Consider the following 23775-nt stretch of genomic DNA (forward strand, 5'->3'; position numbering starts at 1 on the left):
GCGCACTCAATGGTTTCGCGTTTTGATGGCGTGATCGGATGTTTAAATCACCCTTGGGTTGTGTTTTGCATCAAGGGCTTAGGTGATTTCACGGATAATCCCGGCAGTTGCCGGGCGATTGTCCACTATCTCTCCTTCGGCGCGGGGGCAGCGTCGCGTCCGGTGGGTTATTCCTTGGCCCCCTTGGCGGCCCACAGGTCCGGACGACGGCTCTGCGTCAGGCGGTGTGATTGAGCCGCGCGCCATTTCGCGATCTCAGCATGATTGCCGGACATGAGCACCTCTGGAATGGCGTGCCCTTCCCAGATGGCCGGGCGGGTATACTGCGGATGCTCCAGCAGGCCATTGGAATGGCTTTCCTCGACGGTGCTTTCCGCGTTGCCCAGAACACCGGGCAAAAGCCGAACGGTGGCATCCAGCACCGTTTGTGCGGCAATCTCGCCACCTGTCAGAACATAGTCGCCGATGGACACCTCGGTGACGCCAAAGTGTTCCAGAACACGTTCATCGACCCCTTCAAAGCGCCCACATAACACGGTTACACCGTCACAGCGCGCGAGATCCTTGGCCATTTTCTGTGTAAACGGACGGCCCCGGGGCGACATGTAGAGGATCGGCCAGCGCCCCCGGGCAAAGCGTTGTGCCGCCTCAATCGCCGGGCCGACGACATCTGCGCGCATGACCATGCCCGCCCCGCCGCCTGCGGGCGTGTCGTCCACGTTACGATGCTTGCCCACGCCAAAGCTGCGCAGGTCATGGGTGTGCAACTGCCAGCGCCCGTCCTGTAGCGCCTTGCCCGTCAGCGACAGGCCAAGGACACCGGGAAAGGCGTCCGGGAACAAGGTGACTACCCGGGCTTGCCAGACGCCTGACAGCTCTTCGTCCGCTGCCATCAGCGCGCTTGGGGTGCGCGTCGGGCGGATGGTCTTGCGGCCGTGGCTTTTTGGTGCCTGCACCACCTCAGAGCGCCCCCTCTGGCGGATCGGCAATGAGTTTCCCTGCGAGCAGATCGACGGTGGGAACAACAGCGCGGGTGAAGGGCAGCAGTATGGTCTCGGACGTGCCGGGCCGCTGCACTTCGAGAATATCGCCCGCCCCGTGATCGGCGACGGTCTTGACGCTGCCGAGCAGTTCCCCCCCGGTATCAAGGACTTGCAGGCCAATCAGGTCGGTATAGTAGTATTCATCATCGGGCAGGGACGGCAATTGATCACGCAGCGCAAAGAGTTGTACGCCCTTCAGCGCATCCGCCTCTTCCTTGCTGCTCACTTCTGCGATCCGCGCGACAAAGCCGCCTTTGATCGGACGCACGAGCGCAAGGTGGAAATGACGTTGCCCGTCCTCGCTGGTCAGAGGGCTATAGGTTTCGATGTCTTCGGCGGTTGCACAGAAACTCTTGATGCGCAATTCGCCACGCACACCATAGGCGCCGGCAATGGCACCGACACAGATTTTCTCGTCGCTCATGGTACGTTCCTGCATAGGCCGGCATCCATCGTGCCACCGGCGGTTCGGCATTTTTCCGATGTGTTGTTTCGCTCAAACAGCAGCCCGGCAAGAAAGGCTGCGAGGATCAGGAAAAGCAATCGGATCGGCTTGAACACGGCTCTGTCCCGGTTTGAAATTCTGGTGGTGCGCCCCGGCCTGCGCAATACAGGCCGGAGGGCTTTGGGATAGGCGGAACAGGCCCGCCGCGCAGATTATTCTGCGGCTGCTTCTTCTTCGGCGGGGGCCGCGGCCTTGGCGGCTTTCTCCTCGGCGCGCTCCTGGGCTTTCTTGCCGGGTGTGCCTTTCTTGGGGTTGTTGCGCTCGGCTTTCTCGCGCAGGCCTGCGGCCTCAAGCATACGGGCAACGCGGTCCGTGGGCTGCGCGCCCTGGCCCAGCCAGTACTGCACGCGCTCGGCGTCCATTTTCACGCGCTCTTCGCTGTCTTTGGGCAGCAAGGGGTTGTAAGTGCCCAGTTTTTCGATGAAGCGGCCGTCGCGTGGCATGCGGCTGTCCGCTGCAACGATACGGTAGAAGGGGCGCTTTTTGGAGCCGCCGCGGGCGAGACGAATTTTCATGGCCATGGTCTTTTTTCCTTTGGATATGTGGGGCGCGTCATGCGCCTTATGATTGGTGTTTGTGGTGGTGCTGAATGACTTCAGCGATGATGAAGTTAAGAAACTTCTTGGCAAATTCCGGGTCGAGGTCGGCCCGGTTTGCCAAATCTTCGAGCCGTTCGATCTGTGCCGCTTCACGCGAGGGATCGGACGGGGGAAGGTCGTGTTCGGCTTTGAGTTTCCCCACAGCCTGCGTATGTTTGAACCGCTCGCCGAGGGTGTAGACGAGGATGGCATCCAGACGGTCGATGGACGCGCGATGCTCTTTCAACAGGCTTGCGGCACGGGTTGCGGCGTCGCTCATTTGGGGCCTCCGGAACGGTGATTTTGGGCGGTCGGTATCACGTCGGTGATACGTCGGTATTGCGTCGGTGCGCGGCGCGCGCATGTTTTACGATCAGTCAAGGGCCCAGCCTTTCGGTTTGAAGAGCGGATCGGCGTAGTGGCTGATCTCCATCTCGATGCCATGGGACAGTTGCGAGCCGCGCAGATCCGCCGGAGCCGGGTGGCGATAAACCGCGTCGTTGCCGTCGATGGTGGCCGCGTCGTGATCCTTGATCGCGCCCAGACGTTCGGCCAGCCGGATGCTGTCGAGGTTCTTGGGGTCGATGTAGCTGACCGCCGTGTCCCAGCCGCAAAACCCGTAGAGATAATTGCGCACCGCATGGGTCGCCTCAAGCGCGTAGCCCTTGCCGTTCTTGTCAGGCCAGATCACCCATGCGATTTCCGCTTCGGGCCATTTCGCCGGCTTCCAGCCGCCTGCCATGCCGTAGGTTTCATCCGTGTCCTTGTCGTGGATCATCCACATGCCGTACCCGCGAATCTGCCAATGGCCGATTTCAGCGGCATAGAGCATCCATGCCTCATACGCGTTGAGCGGGCCGCCCATGAAGCGCGCGCGGTAGCTGGTGAAGGTCGCTTTGAAATCCGGGTAATCCTCGGGCTCTGGGCCGCGCAGGATCAGGCGTTTGGTTTCGATGATCGGGATCAATGTGTCGCTCACGTCAACGCCTCCGGCGGCAGGTGGCGCCAGATTTGCAACTCGCCCTCGACCGAATGGGTGAAGCTTCGTTCAAAGACAGCCCCCATGCGCCGGGCCAGCGCGAGGCTACGGCTGTTGTCCGGGCTGATGCAGCTCATCACGGTTTTCCAGTTGAGCACGTCATAGGCATAGGCGCGCGTGGCAACGGCAGCTTCATAGGCAACGCCTTGACCCTCGGCATGTTCGAAAACGCTCCACGCGATTTCGGGTTCGGGCCAGCCGTCGGGATAGTAAAAGCCGACGACGCCAAGGGGGGCGTCGTCCTTGTCGGCAACGATCCAGCGTCCAAACCCTTCGATCAGCCAATGGCCCACGAGGGAGCAGAGCTTGGCATGGGTATCGAATGCGGGAAACGGGCCGCCGATCCCTTTCGCCCGGTCGGATGTGCGAAACGCAGTGTAGGCGTCAAGATCCGAGCGCCTCGGCGCGCGCAGCACGAATCGCTCCGTGCGCACGGTCGGAATCTGCACAAGCGTATGATCGCCCGCGTGCATCATTTCTTTTTGCCGAAACCTGACAGGCCGGGGGGCAGGGCCGCGCCGCCGCCGAACGGGTTCTGACCGGGCATGCCGCCGCCCAATTGCTTTGCGGCAGCTTCGAGCGCTTTGGGGTCCATGCCTGCGGCCATGTCCTGTGGTGAGGGGCCGCCCCCCATACCTTTGCCGCCGAACATGCCTTTCATGGCCTGTTTCATCATGCCGCCCTTGCCCATCTTGCCCATCTTTTTCATCATGTCGCCCATCTGGCGGTGCATCTTGAGCAGTTTGTTCAGTTCGGAGACTTCCAGCCCCGCGCCCTTGGCGATCCGCTTTTTGCGGCTGGCCTGCAGGATTTGTGGGTTGGCGCGTTCTTTCTTGGTCATCGACTGGATCAGCGCGATCTGGCGTTTGAGGATATTGTCGTCAAAGCCTGCATCCTCGACCTGTTTGGCCATTTTACCCATGCCGGGCATCATGCCCATCATGCCCTGCATGCCGCCCATTTTCTGCATCTGTTCAAGCTGCATGCGCAAATCGTTCATGGTGAAGTGACCCTTCATCATGCGTTTGACCATTTTCTCGGATTGCTCAAGTTCGAGCGTTTCCTGCGCTTTTTCGACAAGCGCAACGATGTCGCCCATGCCGAGGATGCGGCCTGCCACGCGGTCCGGCTCGAAGGTTTCGAGCGCGTCCATCTTTTCGCCAAGACCGACGAATTTGATCGGTTTGCCGGTTACCGCGCGCATGGACAGGGCAGCACCCCCGCGCCCGTCACCGTCCATCCGGGTCAGCACCACGCCGGAGATGCCGATGCGTTCGTCAAAGTTCTGCGCGGTGTGCACGGCGTCCTGTCCGGTCAGCCCGTCGACCACCAGCAGCGTTTCACGGGGGGAGGCGACGTCGCGGACGGCTTCGACCTGTTGCATCAACTCTTCGTCGATGGACAGACGACCGGCGGTGTCCAGCATATAGACGTCATAGCCGCCCAGCCCGGCTTGCGTTTTGGCGCGTTTGGCGATGGCGACGGGGTCCTGTCCGGCGATGATGGGCAGGGTGTCGACGCCGATCTGGGCGCCCAGGATGGCGAGTTGTTCCATCGCGGCGGGGCGGTTGACGTCGAGCGAGGCCATGAGCACGCGTTTGCCGTCTTTTTCCTTGAGGCGTTTTGCCAGTTTGGCGGTGGTCGTGGTTTTACCCGAGCCTTGCAGGCCGACCATCAGGACCGAGGCGGGCGGGTTGTCGACCTTGAGCGTGCCGGGTTCACCCTCGCCCTTGAGCACGTCGATCAGCGCGTCATGTACGATCTTGACGACCTGCTGGCCGGGCGTGATGGATTTGGTGACCGCCTGTCCGGTGGCTTTTTCCTGCACCGCTTTGACGAAGTCGCGCGCGACGGGCAGGGAGACATCCGCCTCCAGCAGGGCGACGCGAACCTCGCGCAGGGCGGTTTTCACGTCCTCCTCGGAGAGCGCGCCTTGTTTTGTCAGACGGTCAAAGACGCCGGAGAGGCGTTCGGACAGATTTTCAAACATGGGCCATGGCCCCCTTTGGTTTCGGTTGCAGGATGCCCCTGATGTAGGCAACCTGCGTGCATTTCACAAACGCCCGGTGTCATTGCGATGGGACAAAACCAAATGGTTTTGCCCCCGTGGGCGCAACGCGCTGACGGAGGGCGATCCCGGTTGCACCGGGACCGGAAGGGATAAACTTCCGGATATGGGCGTGGCCTTAAAGGGCTGCAGCCTTCAAGTCAAGTCTTGCTCTGCCGGGGGGCGGGCCGTGTCGAGCCAGCCGTTGATGCGTGCGGCGATGTCCTTGGCGCCTTTGCCGCCGGCATAGCCGGGGGTGAGGGGGCGGCGGTTTTCGGCGTCCCCGGCGGTAAAGGTCAGCGCCACGCGGTGGGAGCCTGCGGTGTCGCCCTGACCCTTGTGGGTTTCGACGATCGCGGCGTCGATCTCATCGAGGCGAAAGACCTCATGCTGCGCCCCGGACAGACGGTGGGTGTCGATGGTGCAGGTGCCGCTTGTCCGGCTGAAGGCGATCTGCACCCGTTCCGCGCCGAACCAGAGGGCGGGTGCCACGAGGCCTGCGGTTGCCAGCAGCGCGATCCCGGTCTTGAGCCATTCGCCCTGCGTGATGTTCCACACAGCCGCCCCCAGCGCCAGCGCCGCCCCCGCTGCCAGTGCGATGCACAGCAGTATGGGCCGGTGCAGCAGCAGGAGTTCATCGGGCGTTTGGCGGATCAGCTTCATGCCCCGTGAGATAGCGCACCCGGCGCTGTTCGGCCACAGGGGTTTTTCTGGTATATACATGGTTGGAGCGCGCACCAGCGCCCCGAATGGGGCGGTTAAGCGGTTGTGAATGGTTTGGCGGTTATACCGCTGGCGCAAGGTTTGTCGCGCGTGTCGTTTTTGCGACCGTGCGTGGTGGAGTTACGCCTTGTCTTGCGCGGCGAAATTGTGAAACCTGCCGTTTCGCGCGCAGAAACCGGATGAGGTGAAGGATGAACAGCTGGGACGAGGTCAGGACAGCGTTTCAAGTCGCTCGCATGGGGACCGTCAGCGGCGCGGCCGAGGTGCTGGGCGTGCATCATGCGACGGTGATCCGGCATGTGGATGCGCTCGAAGCACGTCTGGGCGTCAAACTGTTTCAGCGCCATGCGCGCGGCTATACCGCCACCGAAGCCGGGCAGGACCTGTTGCGCGTTGCGCAGGCGACGGATGACCAGTTTCATCAGCTTGCCGGGCGCATCAAGGGGCGTGGCAATGAGGTGTCGGGTGATCTTGTGGTCACGTCGCTGATTGATCTGTCCTCGCGGATGGTGCCTGTGCTGGTGGCGTTTCAGAAAGCCTATCCGGATGTGGTCGTGCGCTACCTCACAGGCGAGCGTCTGTTCCGGCTGGAATACGGCGAGGCGCATGTGGCGATCCGGGCGGGCACCGTGCCGGACCAGCCCGATAATGTCGTGCAGGAGTTTCGTCATCACCGGGTCGCCCTATTTGCGACGACCGATTACATCGCCGAACATGGCCGCCCGAATGGAGTCAAGAGTTTTGGCGATCACCGCTTTGTGGCGCATGATGCGGACAACAGCCGCGCGCCGTTTGAGCGGTGGTTGCGCCAGAACGTGCCCGCTTCCAGCATCAAGTTTCGCAGTTCGGACACGCGCGCCCAGCGGGAAGCAATTCTGGACGGGGCCGGGATCGGGTTTCTGCCCGCCTTTGAGGCGCAGAATCACCCGGAACTGGTGGAGGTGCACCCTGAACAGGAAGGGTGGAGCGGCCCGCTGTGGCTGGTCACCCATGTGGATCTGCATCGTACGACGAAGGTGCAGACCTTCCTGAATTTTGTGAAGGAAGCCGCGAAAGACTGGGTGGAGTGACAGCGGCACACAAGGGCCATGCTGCCATGCTGCTGTTTTCGGCGCTCGTTGCGGGGTCTTTCTCACTCGGCGGGCAGATCGCCAACGAGGTGGCCCCGGCGGCCCTCAACGCGCTGCGCTTCTGGCTGGCGGCGGGGGTGATCGGCCTCGCGGCGCTGGCCACGACCGGCATGCCGCGTCGCGCTTTTGTGTCGTCCTGGCGCTACGGGCTGCTGGGCGGGCTGTTCGGGACGTATTTCGTGCTGATGTTCGAAGGGTTGAAGACCGCGCCGCCTGTCAGCGCCGCCGCCGTTTTCACGCTGACCCCCGTGATTGCTGCGGGGTTCGGGTGGCTGTTGCTGCGCCAGATTGCGACGCCACGCATCGCGCTGGCCTTGATGATTGGCGCCGTCGGCGCGCTTTGGGTGATCTTTCGCGCGGATCTTGCGGCGCTCAGGACCTTTGCCATCGGGCGGGGTGAGGTCATCTATTTCATCGGCTGCATCTGCCACGCGCTTTACACGCCCATGGTGCGCAAACTTAACCGGGGAGAACCGGCGGTGGTGTTCACCTTTGGCACGCTGGTGGCGGGCGCGGTCTTGCTGACGGTCTTTGGCTGGCGCGACATTGCCGCGACCCCTTGGGCGGAGTTGCCCGGTATGGTCTGGTTGACCCTGATCTATCTGTCGCTCTTTGCCTCCGCCGCGAGTTTCGTGTTGTTGCAGACGGCCACCCTGTGCCTGCCGTCCTCCAAGGTGATGGCCTATACCTATCTTGTGCCAAGCTGGGTGATCTGTTGGGAGGCGGCACTCGGGCAGGGGCTGCCATCGCCGGTTATACTGGGCGGCGCCGGTTTGACGATGATCGCGCTGGCCCTGCTGCTGCGCGATGAAGAGGCCGTGGCGCGCCGCTGACGCGTCAGGCGAGGAACCTGAATCGCGTCATGCTGCCTGAAATCAAAGATTTCGACGCGGCACGTAGTTTTTCATGTTTCTGGTGTTTCGTCAGACGCTTTCATCGCGGCCCTCGGGGGCGTGCACCTCTGTGGCGAGAAAGCGTTCGAAGGCGTCGAGGTTGACGGGTTCGAACTGACCAAACCCCTGCATCCAGACCGAAGCGTCGCGCAGGGCGTCCGGCTCAAGCTTGCACCATTTCACGCGGCCGCGTTTTTCCTGGGAGATCAGCCCCGCCTGCGTCAGCACGCGCAGATGTTTCGAGATCGCGGCGAGCGACATCTCGAAGGGGTCGGCAACATCGGTCACGGCCATATCATCCTCCAGCAACATGGCGAGGATGGCCCGACGGGTCGGGTCTGCAAGGGCTGCAAAAACCTGATCGAGGTCGCGTGTCATGCCGCCCGATCTGCACCTTTGCATGTCAAACGTCAACCAAATGGTTGAATATCCCATTTGGCGCCATGAGGGGATTTTCGCGCCTGCGACAGGGTGACCCGTTGATGGCGGTGCTTGGTAATATGACATGAAAACAATATGTTGTGCCAGTTTTCCGCTTCTGTCAAAGCCGGTTGACTCACGCCACGCTGCACCGTAGCACAGGGCAACTCCCTGAAGGGGCAATTTGCGCGTGACAGATCCTGACCAACAGCAGCGCCTTGAGCAGCTAGAGGCCAAAATCGCCGCCGCGAAAAAGGCACAAGAGCCCGGCCCCCGATCGGATGAGCACTATTCCCAAGCGCAACTGGCGTGGCGGATGGTCATCGAACTCGTTGCCGGTCTTGGGATCGGGTTCGGTATTGGATACGGGCTGGATGTTCTGTTTGGGACGCTGCCGATATTCATGGTGCTATTTACAATGCTGGGTCTGGCGGCCGGGGTGAAGACGATGCTCCGCTCCGCGCAGGAAATCCAGGAAAAGAAGTTGGCCGAAGAGGCCGCAGATCGAGACGAGGGAGCCTGACATGGCGGACAAGGCAGAAGGCGGCGGGTTGGTTTTCAAACCGATGGAGCAGTTTGAGATCACTGCGCTGTTTGGGGGTGATGTGACCTGGTACACGCCGACGAATACGGCGCTGTGGATGGGTTTTTCGATCATTGCCGTGGTGCTGCTGCTGGTCGTGGGAAGCTCCAAACGTGCGGTGGTGCCATCGCGTGCGCAGTCGGTTGCCGAACTGGCCTACGGGTTCATCTACAAGATGGTTGAGGACATCTGCGGCAAAGAGGGTCTGAAGTTTTTCCCCTACATCATGACGTTGTTCATGTTCATTGTCTGCGCGAACTTTCTGGGTCTGATCCCGTCGTCCTTTACCCCGACCTCGCATTTTGCGGTCACCGTCGTGCTGGCGCTGGCGGTATTTGTGACGGTGACCATTCTGGGGTTTGTCAAGAACGGGACGGCTTTCCTGAGCCTGTTCTGGGTTTCGTCGGCACCTTTGGCGCTGCGCCCGGTGCTGGCCATCATCGAAATCATTTCCTATTTCGTGCGCCCGGTGAGCCACTCCATTCGTCTGGCGGGCAACGTCATGGCGGGCCACGCGGTGATCAAGGTTTTCGCAGGTTTTGCAGCGCTGACCCTCGTCAGCCCGGTCGCAATCCTCGGCATCACGGCGATGTATGGTCTGGAGGTCCTCGTGTCCTTCATCCAGGCCTATGTTTTCACAATTCTGACGTGCGTTTATCTGAAAGACGCGCTTCACCCGCATCACTAATTCGGGCGGCTACACCCGTTCAAATACTCAACTTCCAATCGTAAGGAGAATTCACATGGAAGGCGAACTCGCACACATCGGCGCAGGTCTGGCGGCAATCGGTTCCGGGGCAGCAGCCATCGGTGTTGGTAATGTTGCAGGCAACTACCTCGCAGGCGCTCTGCGCAACCCATCCGCTGCTGCCAGCCAGACAGCAACACTCTTCATCGGCATCGCGTTCGCCGAGGCGCTGGGCATCTTTGCCTTCCTCGTCGCCCTGCTGCTGATGTTCGCTGTCTAAGCAACAGACAGACGAAATCCTTACGGTCGGGCAGTGCGGTTGACGCGCTGCCCGATGTAACGGCCCCTTGCAGGAGATAACAATGGCAACAGAGACAAACGGCGCTGATGTCGCGGCTTCCAGCCCGGGCATGCCACAGTTGGATTTTTCCACTTGGGGGAACCAGATATTCTGGTTGGTGATCACGCTCGTGATCATCTACATGGTGCTTTCGAAGGTCGCTCTGCCACGGATCGCGGCGATCCTGTCCGAGCGTCAGGGCACCATTACAAATGACATCGCCACGGCTGAAGACTTCAAAGCCAAGGCGAAAGACGCCGAGGCCGCCTATGAAAAGGCGCTGGCGGATGCGCGTGCCGAAGCGCAGCGCATTGTCGCCGAGGCCAAGGCTGACATTCAGAGCGATCTGGATGTAGCGATATCCAAGGCAGATGCGGAAATTGCGGCAAAGGCAGCGGAATCCGAAAAAGCCATCGCAGAGATACGTGCCGGTGCCGCCGAAGCGATTCAACAGGTCGCCAAGGACACGGCACAGGAAATCGTTGCCACATTCGGCGGCAAGGCAGATGCCAAGGCCGTGGATGCAGCGGTCGACGGCCAGTTGAAAGGATGAAGCAGATGCGGAACTTGTCACGTCTTTCAGTGCTTGCCCTTGCCATGTTGGCAGCCAACCCTGCCTTTGCGGCGGGGGGCGGAATATCCCTAAAGAACACCGATTTCGTGGTCTTGCTCGGCCTTCTCGTTTTCATCGGCATTCTGGTCTATTTCAAGGTGCCGGGCATGATCGGCAAGATGCTCGATTCGCGTGCCGAGGGTATCGAAGCTGAACTGAACGAAGCCCGCGCCCTGCGCGAGGAAGCACAGAGCCTGCTGGCCAGTTATGAGCGCAAGCAGCGCGAAGTGCAGGAGCAGGCGGACCGTATCGTCGAAGCGGCGAAGGAAGAAGCGACCATTGCTGCCGAACAGGCGCGCGCCGATCTTGAGGTGTCGCTGGCCCGGCGGATGGCGGCGGCAGAAGACCAGATTGCAAGTGCTCAGGCGGCTGCGATCAAGGAAGTGCGCGACCAGTCGGTCAGCATTGCCATCGCGGCGGCGCAGGACGTGATCGCCAAGCAGTTGACCGCGGCAGATGCCAACGCGTTGATTGACGGCGCGATCACCGAAGTCGAAGCGAAGCTGCACTGATCACTGATCGCGAGACACAGCAAGACGCCCGGTCCCAGACCGGGCTTTTTGCGTTATGGCGTGGGACGAGAGGCAAACACCCAATGTCACCTCGCGCGTTCAGGCCACGGCAGGTGAGTGACGCTTTTCGCACGCCGCTTTGGCCGCAGCGCTAGCGCCCGGTTGCACGCCCCGTTTCCTTGACGTGATCCAGACGACGCTGCGCCGTCTCTTCGTTTTCGGCGGCCCTGACGTCATCGCGCAGCGAGGTTTCGATGTAGTCGAGATGTGCGGCCACGGCGGCGCGCGCCCCGGCGCCATCCCGGGCTTGCAGGGCGGTGTTGATCGCACGGTGCTGGTCCAGCAGCACGCTGCGGGTCGTGCGCTGTTTGAATATGACCTGCCGGTTGTAGAACACGCCCTCGCGCAGCAATTGATACATGGAGCGCATCATGTGCAGCATGACCACGTTGTGGCTGGCTTCTATGATCGCCATATGGAATTTCGCATCCAGATGCGCATCGTTTTCAGGATTGCGCTTGCCATGGGCGACTTCCATCTGATCGAAAATTTCCTGCACCACGCGCAGATCGGTTTCAGACGCCAGCCGCGTCGCCCGTTCTGCGGCCAGCCCCTCCATGTCTCGGCGGAAGGAGAGGTAGTCGAATTTTGCCCTGTCATGACGGGCGAAAAGCTCGACGAGGGCCGGGGAAAACGCGGACCCCAGAACATCCGCCACGTAGACACCCGCACCGGCTCTGGTCGTCAACAGACCCTTGTCCTGCAAGAGCCCGATGGCTTCGCGCAGGCTGGGCCGGGACACGCAGAGCCGTTCCGCCAGTTCCCGTTCCGCAGGCAGCCGTTCATCGGGCAACAGGATGCCGCGCAGGATCAACTCTTCGATCTGATGCACCACGGCAATCGACAGTTTTTCAGAAACGACGGGGCGAAATGGCATTGGAATCTCCTTACTGGTAAAATGATATGACCAAAATGCGGTTGCGGCAAACGGTTTACGTGCGGCCTTTGGTGTCCATGGGCCAGCGGTTGCCCCCTCATTTGCCGCAATATGTTGTGGATAACCCGCGCATCGCCCCAGATTATGGGGTGCTCCCGTTGACTTATGGGGCATTGCGGCGGCAGGCTGAAATCTCTGGGAATCAATGGACACATCGCGGTGCGTTTTTCAAAACTCAGGCTGACTGGCTTCAAAAGCTTTGTGGATCCGACCGATCTGGTGATCGCGGACGGGTTGACCGGCGTGGTCGGGCCGAACGGCTGTGGCAAATCCAACCTGTTGGAAGCGCTGCGCTGGGTCATGGGCGAAAACCGGCCCACCGCCATGCGCGGCGGCGGGATGGAGGACGTGATTTTCGCAGGGGCCTCCACGCGACCTGCGCGCAATTTTGCCGAAGTGTCCTTGCAGATTGACAACTCGGAGCGGCTGGCTCCGGCGGGGTTCAATGATGATGATGTGCTGGAAATCGTGCGCCGGATCACCCGCGATGTGGGCAGTGCCTATAAGGTCGGGGCGCGCGATGTGCGCGCGCGCGATGTGCAGATGCTCTTTGCGGATGCATCGACAGGGGCGCATTCGCCCGCGCTGGTCCGTCAGGGACAGATTGCCGAATTGATCAATGCCAAACCCAAAAGCCGGCGGCGCATCCTCGAAGAAGCGGCGGGGATTTCGGGTCTCTATCAGCGCCGACATGAGGCCGAGCTGAAGCTGAAGGGGGCGGAGACAAACCTCGCCCGCGTTGATGATGTGATCGAGCAACTGGCGGCGCAATTGGCGCAACTGGCGCGTCAGGCCCGGCAAGCGGCGCGCTATCGTGAGATCGGTAATGACCTGCGTCGCGCCGAGGGCATGTTGCTGTATCGGCGCTGGCGCGAGGCCGATGAGGCCCGTGCCGCTGCGGAGGATGCGCTGCGTGCGCAGGTCACGGCAGCGGCGCAGGCGGAGGGCGCGGTCAGGCAGGCGGCCAAGGCGCGTGTGGCAGCGGAAGAAGCCCTGCCGCCTTTGCGCGAAGAGGAAGCGGTCGCGGGCGCAATCGTGCAACGTCTGGCTGTGCAGCGGGACACGCTGGCGGATCAGGACGCGCGTGCGCAGTCGCTGATCGAGACGTTGAATGGCCGCATCGCACAGTTGAGCCGCGACATAGAGCGCGAAGGCGGGTTGAACCGGGATGCGGGGGAAACCATCGCGCGTCTTGAGTGGGAAGCGCAGGAGTTGGAAAAGGCCGCTGAAGGCCACGATGAGGCCTTGGCGGCGGCGGCGGAAGCGGCCCGGGAAGCGGCGGCTGTTTTGCAGACGCGCGAGGGCGAGATGTCGGAACAGACCGAGGATGTGGCCCGCCTTGCGGCGCGTCATGGGTCAGCCCAGCGGTTGTTGGAAGACAGCCGCAAGACCAAGGAGAAGGCCGAAAGCGAGGCCGCAAAGGCGCGCGAGGCCGTTGCCGCTTCAACGCAGGCGCTGACAAAGGCGCGCAGTGATTTTGCGGTTGCGCAGGAGGCCGAGGCGACGGCGGTGACGCAGGCAGCGGCGGCGGATAAGGCATTGATTGACGCCGAAGAGGCGCGCGCGGACACGCAGGCGCGCGAAGCGGAGGCGCGTGCGCAGAGATCTGAGGCAGAGGGCGAGTTGAACGCGCTGCGCGCCGAGGTTGGCGCATTGGCGAAGTTGTTGGAGCGTGACACAGCCGAAGGTGGGCAAATTCTGGACCGCTTGCAGGTCGGGCATGGGTTTGAAAAGGCTTTGGGCGCGGCCCTTGCGGATGATTTGCGCGCGCCGCAGGTTGAGGTGGACGGCCCTTCGGGCTGGTCCGTGTTGCCGGCCTATCCTGCGCCGCAACCCCTGCCGGAGGGGGTAACGCCGCTGACGCTGCATGTGTCGGTGCCGGATGTGTTGGAGCGGCGGATGAGCCAGATCGGGTTGATCGAGCCCGAAGATGCGCCGCGTTTGCAAGCAGCCTTGAAGCCGGGGCAGCGGCTGGTTTCCACCGAGGGGGATTTGTGGCGCTGGGATGGCTATCGCGCCTGGGCCGAGGATGCGCCGTCGGCAGCGGCGCTGCGCTTGCAGCAGCTGAACCGGCTTGAGGAATTGAAACAGGCACTTGAGCAGGCCACGCAACGCGCAGGTGGAGCACGGGCCGCGCATGATGCGCTGAAACTCCAGTTGGAAGAGTTGAGCCGTGCGGATGCGCAAGCGCGCGAGGCGCGGCGTGCGGCGGACCGTGCGGTGGCCGATGCGGGGCGCGCCCTGAGCCGGGCCGAAGCGGATCGCAATCTTGCCGAAGGTCGGCTTGAATCGCTGGGTCTGGCGGTGTCGCGGCACGAAGAAGAGGCGATGGGCGCGCGGACGCGTCTGAAAGAAGCGGAAACAGCGCTGGCGGAACTGGGTGATCTGGCCGAAGCGCGTGACCGGGTCGAGGCGATCCGCACCGCCGTTGAGGCCTCGCGCATCACGATGATGTCGCGCCGGTCCGCGCATGATGAGTTGCGCCGTGAGGGGGAGGCCCGGACCAGGCGCGCGCAGGAAGTGACCAAGGAGATCAGCGGCTGGCGGCACCGTCTTGAAACGGCCGAGAAACGCAATGCGGAACTGATCGAGCGCAAGGCCACGGCCGAGGCGGAGTTGAAAGAGGCCAGTGCGGCACCGGACGAAATCGCCGCCAAACGCGCAGAACTCAGCGAGGCGATCACTGTGGCGGAGGCGCGCAAGGCGCAGGCCAGTGACAAGTTGTCCGTGGCGGAAGCAGCTCTGCGCGACAGCACAATGGCCGAGCGTGAGGCCGAGCGTCTGGCGTCCGAGGCGCGTGAGGAGCGTGCCAGAGCCGAGGCGCGCAGCGATGCCGCAAAGGAGACCGTTGCAATCGCAGCGGAGCGTATCGCGGATGACGCGCAACTGACGCCGAACCAGTTGCTGCAACAACTGGATGTGACACCCGATGACATGCCCCGCGCCGAAGCGCTTGAGGCGGATGTCAATCGCCTGAAGCGTCAGCGGGATGCCTTGGGGGCTGTGAACCTGCGCGCGGAAGAAGACGCCAAGGAAGTGCAGGTCGAGCATGACACGCTGGTGCAGGAGAAGAACGATCTGGAAGAGGCGATCCGGACCCTGCGCGGTGGCATCGCAAGCCTCAATCGGGAAGGGCGCGAGCGGCTTTTGACCGCTTTCGAGCAGGTCAATTCCAATTTTTCGCTGCTGTTCACGCATCTGTTTGGCGGGGGTGAAGCCAACCTTGTCATGGTGGAAAGCGATGACCCGCTTGAGGCCGGGCTGGAGATCATGTGCCAGCCGCCCGGTAAGAAACTGTCGACGCTGAGCCTTTTGTCCGGCGGAGAGCAGACGCTGACCGCGATGGCGTTGATTTTTGCGGTGTTTCTGGCCAACCCCGCGCCGATCTGCGTGCTCGACGAGGTGGATGCACCACTGGATGACGCCAATGTGACGCGGTTTTGCGACTTGCTGGACGAGATGTGCCGCCAGACCGACACCCGGTTTCTGATCATCACCCACCATGCGGTCACCATGGCGCGCATGGACCGACTGTTCGGGGTGACGATGGCGGAACAAGGGGTCAGCCAGCTTGTGTCGGTTGATCTGAAAAAGGCGGAGACGCTGGTTGCCTGATCACTCATTCGTGTGACCCAGTTTCCCTGAATGTGGTCTATGGTGAGTGGATGAGAACCCTGATTGGCCTGTTTTTTGGACTTGTCGCCTTTCCCGCGGTCGCTGCGGACTGGGCGTTGAATGAGACGGACCGCATTCTGGACCGACACGAGGTGGATGCGCTGACGGCGGGGCAAACCCTTGTCTTTTATGACGACGGGCAGTCGAAATACTCCGTTGGCGGGGCGTATTCCTATACCTATGCTTCAGGCGAATCCGCTTTCGGTCGCTATGAAATCGAAGAGGATGGCACCGTCTGCATCAGCTATCGCAACGGGTTTTCGCGATGTGACCGCTATGTGCAGAGTGGCGAGCGGATTATCCTGCTGACTGAAAAGGGCTTGCGCTTTCCGGTGCGCCCTGCGGCAAAAAAATAACCCCACAAGGCAGCGGTCCTTGCGGGGTCTAAAGAAAAAACAACCTGAATGTATGTTGCATCACGCACCCTAGGGTTCAACGCCTAAAAAGCGGTAAATGCTTCGCCCTCAGAGTTTGCCGAGCAGGGCAGGGGTCGGCCATGCGTCTGCGGGCAGGCCCAGTCGTTGCTGTTCAAGTTGCACCGCAATGCGGGTGCGCGCCCCAAGGATGCCATCGACTTTTCCCACATCATGGCCGCGCGCCTGCAACTTGGTTTGCAGGGCTTTCATCTGCTCTGCGTTCAATCCCTTGTCCGGTGCGCCGCGGTCCATTTTGGGTGCGCCTTCGATCAGGGTTGCGAAATACGCGGCGGTTACGACATAGGTAAAGCTCTGATTCCAGTCGAAATAAATATTGAAGTTTGGATATGTGATAAAGGCGGGGCCCTTGTGACCCTGCGGCAGGATCAGCGATGCGGTCGCGCCGCGAAACAGGTTACCGCTGCGCGCTGTCACACCCATATCGGCCCATGTGCTGACCGGTTTGGTGATATGTATGCCGGTTTGCGACCAGTCGAAATTATCGGGCAGGCGCACCTCTTGCAGCCAGGGCTCGCCTCTGCGCCAGCCGAAATCAGCCAGCATCGCCGCCCCGGACATCAGCGCATCGGGTGCCGAGGTTTTGAGGCGCACATGCCCATCGCCATCCGCGTCCTGACCGTTTTCGAGGATGTCGCGCGGCAGCATTTGCACCATGCCGATTTCACCGGCCCATGCGCCTGTCGTGGTTTTTGGGTCGAAATCGCCCATCTCGTAAAGCTCGAGCGCGGCAAAGACCTGCGGGCGAAAGAGATCGGGCCTGCGGCAGTCATGAGCCAGCGTGACGAGCGCGTTGGCCGTGTTGAAATCGCCCTGATAGGTTCCATAGGCGGTTTCAAACGCCCAGAAGGCCAGCAAAACACCCCGTGAGACACCGTAGCGGCGGTCAATACTGTCAAAAACGGCGTCATATTCGCGGCCCAGACGCTGACCTTTGGACAGCCGCGCATCCGAGATCAGATTGCGGGAGAAATCCAGAAAGGGGCGTTGAAACATGCCCTGATCGCGATCCGCGCGCAGCACGCTCTGGCTTTGTCGGATGCCGGAGAAGAAGCGATCCACGCTCGCGGGGGCATGTCCCTTGCTGACCGCTTCGGCCTTCATATTTTGCACGAAGTTATTAAAGCTGCCCCCGCAGGCTGCGAGAAGCGGTAAGGGGGAGAAGGCAAAGCAAAGGACGAAGGCGAGTGTTTTTAAGCGCATCGGAAACTCCGGTCTGTTCTAGGACAGGATGGCAAGTACCACGCAAAGGGTAAACATCATGCCCCACGCTTTCCATAAAATAGAAAGACTCGCGTCGATATCATCTGCGCTCAGCACTTTGCGCCCTGCTTCGTTCACCCATGGGAAGTCCTGTAGCGTGCCGTCATAGGCGCGCGGACCGGCCAGCGCGATGCCAAGGGCGCGGGCCATTGCGGCCTCCGGCCAGCCGGCGTTCGGCGATTTGTGCAATCTGGCATCGGCACGGATCGCGGCCCCGTCCCATTGCCAAGCGGCGTTCGCGATCAGCAGAGCGGTGAGCCGCGCGGGCAGGATGTTGACCAGATCGTCCATGCGCGCGGCGGCCCATCCGAAGGCGTGATGGCGCGGGGTGCGATAGCCGATCATGCTGTCGGCGGTATTGATCATCTTGTAGGCGAGCATTGCGGGCAGCCCGCCGATGAGAAACCAGAAGGCAGGCGCGATCACGCCATCCGACATGTTTTCCGCAGCGCTTTCTATGGCGGCCCGCGCGGTCTGTGACGGGTCCATGTCGGATGTATCGCGGCTGACGATCATCGCAACCGCCGCGCGACCCTCGGGCAGAGAGCGCCGCAGGCCCTTGGCAACTGCCGCGACGTGATCGCTCAAAGAGCGCTGCGCGAGCAGAATGGCGGCGATGATAACTTCGGCAAGGGGGCCGAGGGCAGACAGGACCAAGCCCGTGATCACAGCGCAGCCAACCGCAAAAATCAGGCAGAGCGTTCCTTTTGCGCGCTTTGCCGGGCCGGTGTTGAAGGTTCTGTCCAGCCAGCCGATCAGCCTGCCCATGAGCACGGCCGGATGGGGCAGGCGGGACCAGAGCCACTTGGGTTCTCCAAGCACAGCGTCCAGCATCAACGCACAGAGCAGAACCAGGGCGAGCGTCATGCCAGTGCGTTTTCGAGGCGTTCCCATTGGACGGGATGCGGTAAACCCAGACGCAGCCATTCCTTGTCATAGGGAAAAATACGGGTCCAGATGTGATGCTCTGCCAGCCGTTCCTGCCAGCGGGCGGCATCGCAAACGCGGTACAGGCGGAACAGCGACGTGCCCCCGATCACCTGCGCATCAGCGTTTTGCATCAGGGCATCCAACCGGGCGCTGTCCTGCGTCAGGCGTGTTCTTGTCGCGTCAGCCCATATGGTATCGGAAAGCGCGCGGGTCCCGATGTCGAGCGCCGGGCCTGCCACGGCCCAGGGCCCCTGCCGGGACTGCAGCGCGGCGATCAGTGCGGGATCACCGATGGCAAACCCCAGCCGCAGGCCCGCCAGCCCCCAGAATTTGCCAAAGCTTTTCAGGACAATTGTGCCGGGACGTGTCGCAAGGTGGATCAGCGATTTTTCGGGTGCGACGTCGCAAAAACTTTCGTCGATGATGGTGAGGCTGGCCTTGGGGGCGGGCAGCATGTCGTCGTGCCAGAAACGCCCATCGGGATTGTTGGGATGCACGACGACCTGAGCAGCGGCGTCGGCGTCCGTACCGACGGTCCAGCCATGCGCGTCAAAGGCGGCTGCGTGCTCGTTATAGGTGGGGGTGGGGATGCAGACCGCGCCGGGAGTGGCGAGACCGGGTATCTGCGCAATGAGGGCGGAGGCGCCGGGGGCTGCAATGATCGCAGCGCCCGGGGGCACGCGCCAGAGCGCACGCGCAGCATCCAGCAAGCGATCAGAGGCCATCTGGTCGGGCAGGGCCGTCCAGTGGTTCTGGGCCACAGGCTGGGTAGGGTAGGCGAGCGGATTTATACCCGTCGAAAGGTCGATCCAGCCGATTCGATTGCCGCCGAAACGTGCGCGGGCCGCATCAATGCCACCGCCATGATCGCGTCGTATTGTTGTCAAAAACAGGTCCTATCGGTTCTAAATCGGCATATTTTTGCGCTATCTACGTGGCACAAAGCGGAATTCAGCCGGTTATTCAAGTCTGACGGAAACGGTTAAGAATTAAGGCAAGTTCTTAACCGTTTCTTAATCTTTGGGGCACACCTATTACGTGTTGTTTCAAAAAAGTGTTTTATCGCGCCGGAATGGAGGCTGCATGAAAGTCCTGATCGTTGAAAGCGAGGATGGTCTGGCCAGGATTTGGCAGAAGCATCTCCAGCGAATGGGGATGCATGTCTGCTGTGCGGGGGGTGAGACCGATGCTATTGCGCATCTGAGCGAACATCCGACAGATATCATTATTCTCGATCTTGTGCTGGCGGAGGGCTGTGCCTTGGCGGTGGCAGATTATGCAAGCTACCGGTTGCCCGACGCACGGGTGGTCTTTGTCACCAATACGTCCTTCTTTTCGGATGGGTCGATATTCTCCTTTGCGCCCAATGCCTGCGCCTTTGTGCAAAGTGCGACACCACCAGAAGACCTTGCCGCCATTGTCGAGCACTATGGCCCGGCGGAGGATCCGGCACCCCACGGCGTCGCGTGATCCAAAGGCGCGCCTGCGGCGCACGACATTTTTTATTCACCCGGCAGGTACCGCTGCGCACCGCCGGGTGCGGCAGGCTCAGCCGCGCCCGTGGGGTCTGTGAAAATCCAGAACCGGGTTGATCGGGATGATCCGGTTCGGATTGATCGTTTCGTGGCTGTAGTGATAGTGGCGCACGATATGATCGAAGTTGACCGTGTCGGCAACGCCGGGCGTCTGATAGAGTTCGCGCGTGTATCCCCACAGGTTTGGATAATCCACGATGCGCTTGCGGTTGCATTTGAAATGCAGATGATAGACCGGATCAAAGCGCACAAGCGTGGTAAACAGCCGCCAGTCTGCCTCTGTCAGCTGGTCGCCCATGAGGTATCGGTTGTGTGACAGGCGCTCTTCGAGCCAGTCGAGGGTGTCGAACAGGGGGACAATCGCCGCATCATAGGCCTGTTGCGTCGTGGCAAAACCCGCCTTGTACACACCGTTGTTGAAGGTGTCGTAGATGCGCTCGTTCACCGGGGCGATGGCGTCGCGCAGGGGTTCGGGCCAATAGTCATCGCTGTTTCCGGTCAGTCCGTTGAAGGCTGCGTTGAACATACGGATGATCTCGGAGCTTTCGTTCGAGACGATGGTTTCGCGCTGTTTGTCCCAGAGGATCGGCACGGTGACGCGGCCGGTAAACCTGGGATCGGCGCGGGTGTAGATGTCGCGTGCAAAGGCGCTGTTGTAGAGGGTGTCACCGGTGGCACCATTGTCATCGGGTTCAAAGGTCCAGCCTTCGCCCAGCATATCAGGATGGACGGCGGAGATGGTGATGTGATCCTCAAGACCTTTGAGCGTGCGAAAGATCATGGTGCGGTGCGCCCAGGGGCAGGCATGGCTGATGTAGAGATGATAGCGGCCCGAATCGGGGGTGAAGCCGCCTGTGCCTGATGGCCCCGCACTCCCGTCATGGGTGATCCAGTTACGAAACTTCGCGTCCTGGCGTTTAAAGGACCCGCCCGTGGATTTGGTATCATACCACTGGTCATGCCAAACGCCGTCAATCAAAAGACCCATGTCACCTCTCCTTTTCGGTTGGGCCAATCGTAAGCCATTGATTCAAAGAGGCCCACAATCCGCTTCGCGCAGGATTGGTGCATTGCTGCACAACTCTGAGCGGTGACACAAAAACTTAACTTGCATTTTACCAGACTTCGGGCACTCCTTATGGGCGGGGAAGAAGGAGTTGCGTAAAATGGAAGCGGTATTTTCCAAGGAAATTCAATCGGGTCTTGATCAGGCCAGAGTTGCGAGCATGAAAAAATCCTCGCGCTTGCGGGTCTGTGCGGATGGCAAGAAACAGACGGTGCTGCGCATGTGGAAAACCGGTTTCGCAATGGAGGCTGATGCGCCTGACATGCGGGGTATGGTCGATCTTTATGACGGCAGCATCCATCTGTTCCGCTGTCTGGTGGTGACAACGGCCGAAGAATCAGGCGAGCGGCACTATGAATTCAAGCGCGCAACGGCTGTGCGCGGAACGCCGGCGCTGGATTTTGAAACGCCCGAGCATGCACCCGCAGGCCTGATCGAAGACGCGCGCTGATCCCTATTGCAGATCGCTGAAGGCGTCTTTCAGGCGGGCGCAGGCCTCCTCGATGCGGTGGTGTTGCGTGGCGAGGTTGAAGCGCAGGAAGGTTTCACCGCCCGGTCCGAAGTCCGGTCCGGGACTGGGTGCAATGCGCGCGGATTTTCGCACCCGCTGCGATATCTCATCATAGCTCATGCCCGTGCCTGAAAAATCGACCCAGGCCAGATAGGTCGCCTGCAGCGGCATGGAGATGACGCCGGGGATGTCGGCGATGGCCGCATCAAAGGTCCTGCGGTTCTGATCAAGGTGCTCGATCTGCGCATCGACCCATTTGGCGCCTTCGGGTGAATAGGCGGCGGTGATCATTTGCAGGCTCAGTGCGGCGGGTTTGTAATCCAGTGTATTGAGGCGGTTCTGCATCGTTTTGCGCAGTTTCGCATCCGGGATGATCATGTTGCCCGTGCGCTGGCCTGCGATGTTGAAGGTCTTGGAGGCTGCAGTGAGGACGATCAGGCGATCCTCGACCTCGGGGGCGGCGATGTGCATGGGCACAAAGGTATGGTCGGGAAACACCAGATCATGGTGTATTTCATCGGACACAAGGATCAGGTCGTTGCGCGCAGCAAACTCCGCAATCCCGCGCAATTCGTCCGTCGTCCAGACCCGGCCCGATGGGTTTTGCGGTGAGCACCAGATCAGCATCTGTTCGGAGCCATCAAGGCGTGATTGTGCGTCCTCAAGGTCAAGCACATAGGTGTCGCCTGTGTGTTTGAGCGGACAGGTCACCGCCTCGCGTCCCGCCTTTTCGATCTTGATCTGAAACTCGTGATAGACGGGCGTGAAAATCACCACCCGCGCGCCGGGGTCCGTCCAGACATCAAGGCAGAGCGCGATGGCGTTGCCCAACCCTTGCGATGTCAGCGCCCATGAGGTGTCGATGTCCCAGTTGTGGCGTGTTTTCATCCACCATTGAATGGCATTCAGGTAGTCATCATGGACCGGCATATAGCCAAAGACACCGTGATCTGCCGCGCGGCGCAAAGCGTCGATCACACAAGGCGCGGTTGCGTAGTCGCTGTCTGCGGTCCACATGGCGATCCCGTCTTGTTGCGGGACATCAAAGAGGGTTTCCATCATGTCCCATTTGCTGCTGTGCGTGCCGCGGCGTTCGATGGGATCGTTGAATGACATGATGTGCTCCTGTGTGTGCTTCGGGCGCAAGCTAGCGGGAAACGAGGCGAGCGCAAGTCCGAGATCAGTTGCACAGCACGGGCGCTTGACCTAAATGAAAAACATGAAACGAAGTATCATTCTGCACCCTGATCCGCGGCTCAAGAAAACGGCAGAGCCTGTTGCCGACATCAGTGATGAGTTGCGCAGGCTTGGCGATGACATGCTTGAGACGATGTATGATGCGCCGGGCATCGGGCTTGCGGCACCGCAGGTGGGCATTCTGCAGCGGGTTGTCGTGATGGATTGTATCAAGGAGCCGGGCGATACGCCGCGCCCGGTGATCATGTTCAACCCCGAAGTCATCGCCACCTCTGACGAGACCAGTGTTTACGAGGAAGGGTGCCTGTCGATCCCCGAGCAATTCGCAGAGGTGACCCGCCCGGCAGAAGTCGAAGTGCGCTGGATGGACCGGGATGGTGCGGCACAGTCTGAAGTGTTTACCGGGCTGTGGGCCACATGCGCCCAGCATGAGATCGACCATTTGGATGGCAAGCTGTTTATTGACTACCTCAGGCCGCTGCGCCGCCAGATGATTACCCGCAAGATGGTCAAGCTGAAACGGGAACTGGCCCGCACATGAGCGTACGCGCTTACCTTAAATGGCCAGACGCGCGGCTGCGCACTGCCGCCGCCGATGTAGCGGAGATCACGCCGGAGGTGCTGGGCATCTGGGATGATATGATCGACACGATGGATGCCATGCCGGGGGTGGGGCTGGCGGCGCCGCAGATCGGCGTGATGTTGCGGCTGGCCGTCGTGGATGCATCAGACACGCGCGACCGGCGCATTCGTCTCGCCAATCCGGAGATTATCGAGGCGTCTGCCATCATGAATGATCATGAAGAGGCGAGTCCGAATTTACCCGGTGTATTTGCCAAAATCCGGCGTCCGCGCGGCGTGACCGTGCGTTTCATGGATGAAACCGGCACCTACGTGCAGCGCGATTTTGTCGGGCTTGAGGCGACGAGCGTGCAGCATCAGATCGACCATTTGCAGGGAAAGATGTATTTCGACAATCTCAGCAAGGTGAAACGGGATATGCTGCTGCGCAAGGCGCGTAAACTGAACGGCTAGTGCCCTCTGGAGGATAAG

Annotated in this window: 28 protein-coding genes; 13 read left to right on the forward strand and 15 right to left on the reverse strand. The window is 61.1% G+C overall.

The window, feature by feature from the left end; translation table 11 throughout:
- Window positions 1-167: 167 nt before the first annotated feature.
- The 8 genes from trmD to RD1_RS06075 form a co-directional block, all read right to left on the reverse strand.
- Window positions 168-959 carry a tRNA (guanosine(37)-N1)-methyltransferase TrmD gene (trmD, locus tag RD1_RS06040; protein WP_081432918.1) on the reverse strand — a complete coding sequence of 264 codons (792 nt, stop codon included), beginning with the start codon at window positions 957-959 and terminating at the stop codon, window positions 168-170.
- Between the two features lies 1 nt (window position 960).
- Window positions 961-1467, reverse strand: a complete 507-nt coding sequence (gene rimM / locus RD1_RS06045) for a ribosome maturation factor RimM (protein WP_011567573.1) — start codon at window positions 1465-1467, stop codon at window positions 961-963.
- A 233-nt stretch (window positions 1468-1700) separates the two neighbouring features.
- Window positions 1701-2069, reverse strand: coding sequence for a 30S ribosomal protein S16 (gene rpsP / locus RD1_RS06050; RefSeq protein ID WP_011567575.1), 369 nt, complete (start codon window positions 2067-2069; stop codon window positions 1701-1703).
- A gap of 40 nt (window positions 2070-2109) precedes the next feature.
- Window positions 2110-2406, reverse strand: coding sequence for a chorismate mutase (locus RD1_RS06055; RefSeq protein WP_011567576.1), 297 nt, complete (start codon window positions 2404-2406; stop codon window positions 2110-2112).
- 93 nt (window positions 2407-2499) lie between these two features.
- Entirely contained in the window at window positions 2500-3105 is a 606-nt protein-coding gene (locus RD1_RS06060) for a GNAT family N-acetyltransferase (RefSeq protein WP_011567577.1), read from the reverse strand.
- Entirely contained in the window at window positions 3102-3641 is a 540-nt protein-coding gene (locus tag RD1_RS06065) for a GNAT family N-acetyltransferase (RefSeq protein ID WP_245897216.1), read from the reverse strand. The genes RD1_RS06060 and RD1_RS06065 overlap by 4 nt, the downstream gene beginning before the upstream one ends.
- Entirely contained in the window at window positions 3638-5155 is a 1518-nt protein-coding gene (ffh, locus tag RD1_RS06070; RefSeq protein WP_011567579.1) for a signal recognition particle protein, read from the reverse strand. The genes RD1_RS06065 and ffh overlap by 4 nt, the downstream gene beginning before the upstream one ends.
- A 213-nt stretch (window positions 5156-5368) precedes the next feature.
- Entirely contained in the window at window positions 5369-5875 is a 507-nt protein-coding gene (locus RD1_RS06075) for a hypothetical protein (RefSeq protein ID WP_105880327.1), read from the reverse strand.
- Between the two features lie 251 nt (window positions 5876-6126).
- Between RD1_RS06075 and RD1_RS06080 the strand changes: the two genes are divergently transcribed.
- Together RD1_RS06080 and RD1_RS06085 are read left to right on the forward strand one after the other, a co-directional pair.
- Complete coding sequence (locus tag RD1_RS06080) at window positions 6127-7005, forward strand: LysR family transcriptional regulator (protein ID WP_011567581.1); 879 nt, start codon at window positions 6127-6129, stop codon at window positions 7003-7005.
- A gap of 26 nt (window positions 7006-7031) precedes the next feature.
- Window positions 7032-7898 carry a DMT family transporter gene (locus tag RD1_RS06085; protein WP_171960007.1) on the forward strand — a complete coding sequence of 289 codons (867 nt, stop codon included), beginning with the start codon at window positions 7032-7034 and terminating at the stop codon, window positions 7896-7898.
- Window positions 7899-7988: 90 nt separating this feature from the next.
- Here RD1_RS06085 and RD1_RS06090 read toward each other — a convergent pair whose 3' ends face one another.
- On the reverse strand, window positions 7989-8336 hold the full coding sequence (locus RD1_RS06090) for an ArsR/SmtB family transcription factor (protein ID WP_044032981.1): 348 nt from the start codon (window positions 8334-8336) through the stop codon (window positions 7989-7991).
- Between the two features lie 232 nt (window positions 8337-8568).
- Here RD1_RS06090 and RD1_RS06095 point away from each other — a divergent pair, with 232 nt between their 5' ends.
- From RD1_RS06095 to RD1_RS06115, 5 genes are all read left to right on the forward strand, one after another.
- Entirely contained in the window at window positions 8569-8901 is a 333-nt protein-coding gene (locus RD1_RS06095) for an AtpZ/AtpI family protein (RefSeq protein WP_011567584.1), read from the forward strand.
- 1 nt (window position 8902) lies between these two features.
- Window positions 8903-9649 (forward strand): F0F1 ATP synthase subunit A, encoded by a 747-nt coding sequence (locus RD1_RS06100; protein WP_011567585.1) that lies wholly within the window; start codon window positions 8903-8905, stop codon window positions 9647-9649.
- Window positions 9650-9704: 55 nt separating this feature from the next.
- Complete coding sequence (locus RD1_RS06105; protein WP_011567586.1) at window positions 9705-9929, forward strand: F0F1 ATP synthase subunit C; 225 nt, start codon at window positions 9705-9707, stop codon at window positions 9927-9929.
- Between the two features lie 82 nt (window positions 9930-10011).
- Window positions 10012-10542, forward strand: coding sequence for a F0F1 ATP synthase subunit B' (locus tag RD1_RS06110; protein ID WP_011567587.1), 531 nt, complete (start codon window positions 10012-10014; stop codon window positions 10540-10542).
- Between the two features lie 5 nt (window positions 10543-10547).
- Complete coding sequence (locus tag RD1_RS06115) at window positions 10548-11114, forward strand: F0F1 ATP synthase subunit B (RefSeq protein ID WP_011567588.1); 567 nt, start codon at window positions 10548-10550, stop codon at window positions 11112-11114.
- 151 nt (window positions 11115-11265) lie between these two features.
- On the opposite strand, the gene RD1_RS06120 is transcribed toward RD1_RS06115, so the two are convergent.
- The gene (locus tag RD1_RS06120) at window positions 11266-12051 is read right to left on the reverse strand and encodes a FadR/GntR family transcriptional regulator (RefSeq protein ID WP_011567589.1); all 786 of its coding nucleotides are present in this window, start codon (window positions 12049-12051) and stop codon (window positions 11266-11268) included.
- Between the two features lie 219 nt (window positions 12052-12270).
- Between RD1_RS06120 and RD1_RS06125 the strand changes: the two genes are divergently transcribed.
- Together RD1_RS06125 and RD1_RS06130 are read left to right on the forward strand one after the other, a co-directional pair.
- The gene (locus RD1_RS06125; protein WP_044033367.1) at window positions 12271-15726 is read left to right on the forward strand and encodes a chromosome segregation SMC family protein; all 3456 of its coding nucleotides are present in this window, start codon (window positions 12271-12273) and stop codon (window positions 15724-15726) included.
- Between the two features lie 50 nt (window positions 15727-15776).
- Window positions 15777-16142: a hypothetical protein gene (locus RD1_RS06130; RefSeq protein WP_044032982.1), complete on the forward strand. Its 366-nt coding sequence runs from the start codon at window positions 15777-15779 to the stop codon at window positions 16140-16142.
- 108 nt (window positions 16143-16250) lie between these two features.
- On the opposite strand, the gene RD1_RS06135 is transcribed toward RD1_RS06130, so the two are convergent.
- The 3 genes from RD1_RS06135 to cobD are packed head-to-tail and all read right to left on the reverse strand — an operon-like array spanning window position 16251 to window position 19300.
- Complete coding sequence (locus RD1_RS06135; RefSeq protein WP_011567592.1) at window positions 16251-17423, reverse strand: lytic murein transglycosylase; 1173 nt, start codon at window positions 17421-17423, stop codon at window positions 16251-16253.
- Between the two features lie 18 nt (window positions 17424-17441).
- On the reverse strand, window positions 17442-18350 hold the full coding sequence (gene cbiB, locus RD1_RS06140) for an adenosylcobinamide-phosphate synthase CbiB (RefSeq protein WP_011567593.1): 909 nt from the start codon (window positions 18348-18350) through the stop codon (window positions 17442-17444).
- A complete protein-coding gene (gene cobD / locus RD1_RS06145) occupies window positions 18347-19300 on the reverse strand; it encodes a threonine-phosphate decarboxylase CobD (RefSeq protein ID WP_011567594.1) in 954 nt (317 codons plus the stop codon). The genes cbiB and cobD overlap by 4 nt, the downstream gene beginning before the upstream one ends.
- A 196-nt stretch (window positions 19301-19496) precedes the next feature.
- Here cobD and RD1_RS06150 point away from each other — a divergent pair, with 196 nt between their 5' ends.
- Window positions 19497-19883 (forward strand): response regulator transcription factor, encoded by a 387-nt coding sequence (locus tag RD1_RS06150; RefSeq protein ID WP_011567595.1) that lies wholly within the window; start codon window positions 19497-19499, stop codon window positions 19881-19883.
- Between the two features lie 78 nt (window positions 19884-19961).
- Here RD1_RS06150 and RD1_RS06155 read toward each other — a convergent pair whose 3' ends face one another.
- The gene (locus RD1_RS06155) at window positions 19962-20936 is read right to left on the reverse strand and encodes a glutathione S-transferase family protein (RefSeq protein ID WP_011567596.1); all 975 of its coding nucleotides are present in this window, start codon (window positions 20934-20936) and stop codon (window positions 19962-19964) included.
- Window positions 20937-21114: 178 nt separating this feature from the next.
- Here RD1_RS06155 and RD1_RS06160 point away from each other — a divergent pair, with 178 nt between their 5' ends.
- Complete coding sequence (locus RD1_RS06160) at window positions 21115-21465, forward strand: hypothetical protein (protein WP_011567597.1); 351 nt, start codon at window positions 21115-21117, stop codon at window positions 21463-21465.
- Window positions 21466-21468: 3 nt separating this feature from the next.
- Here RD1_RS06160 and RD1_RS06165 read toward each other — a convergent pair whose 3' ends face one another.
- On the reverse strand, window positions 21469-22641 hold the full coding sequence (locus RD1_RS06165) for a MalY/PatB family protein (RefSeq protein ID WP_011567598.1): 1173 nt from the start codon (window positions 22639-22641) through the stop codon (window positions 21469-21471).
- A gap of 103 nt (window positions 22642-22744) precedes the next feature.
- On the opposite strand from RD1_RS06165, the gene def (RD1_RS06170) reads away from it, so the two are divergent.
- Together def (RD1_RS06170) and def (RD1_RS06175) are read left to right on the forward strand one after the other, a co-directional pair.
- On the forward strand, window positions 22745-23263 hold the full coding sequence (def, locus tag RD1_RS06170) for a peptide deformylase (protein ID WP_171960006.1): 519 nt from the start codon (window positions 22745-22747) through the stop codon (window positions 23261-23263).
- Window positions 23260-23757 (forward strand): peptide deformylase, encoded by a 498-nt coding sequence (gene def, locus RD1_RS06175; RefSeq protein ID WP_011567600.1) that lies wholly within the window; start codon window positions 23260-23262, stop codon window positions 23755-23757. The genes def (RD1_RS06170) and def (RD1_RS06175) overlap by 4 nt, the downstream gene beginning before the upstream one ends.
- The last annotated feature ends 18 nt before the right edge of the window (window positions 23758-23775 follow it).

The sequence above is a fragment of the Roseobacter denitrificans OCh 114 genome (assembly GCF_000014045.1).
GTDB lineage: Bacteria > Pseudomonadota > Alphaproteobacteria > Rhodobacterales > Rhodobacteraceae > Roseobacter > Roseobacter denitrificans.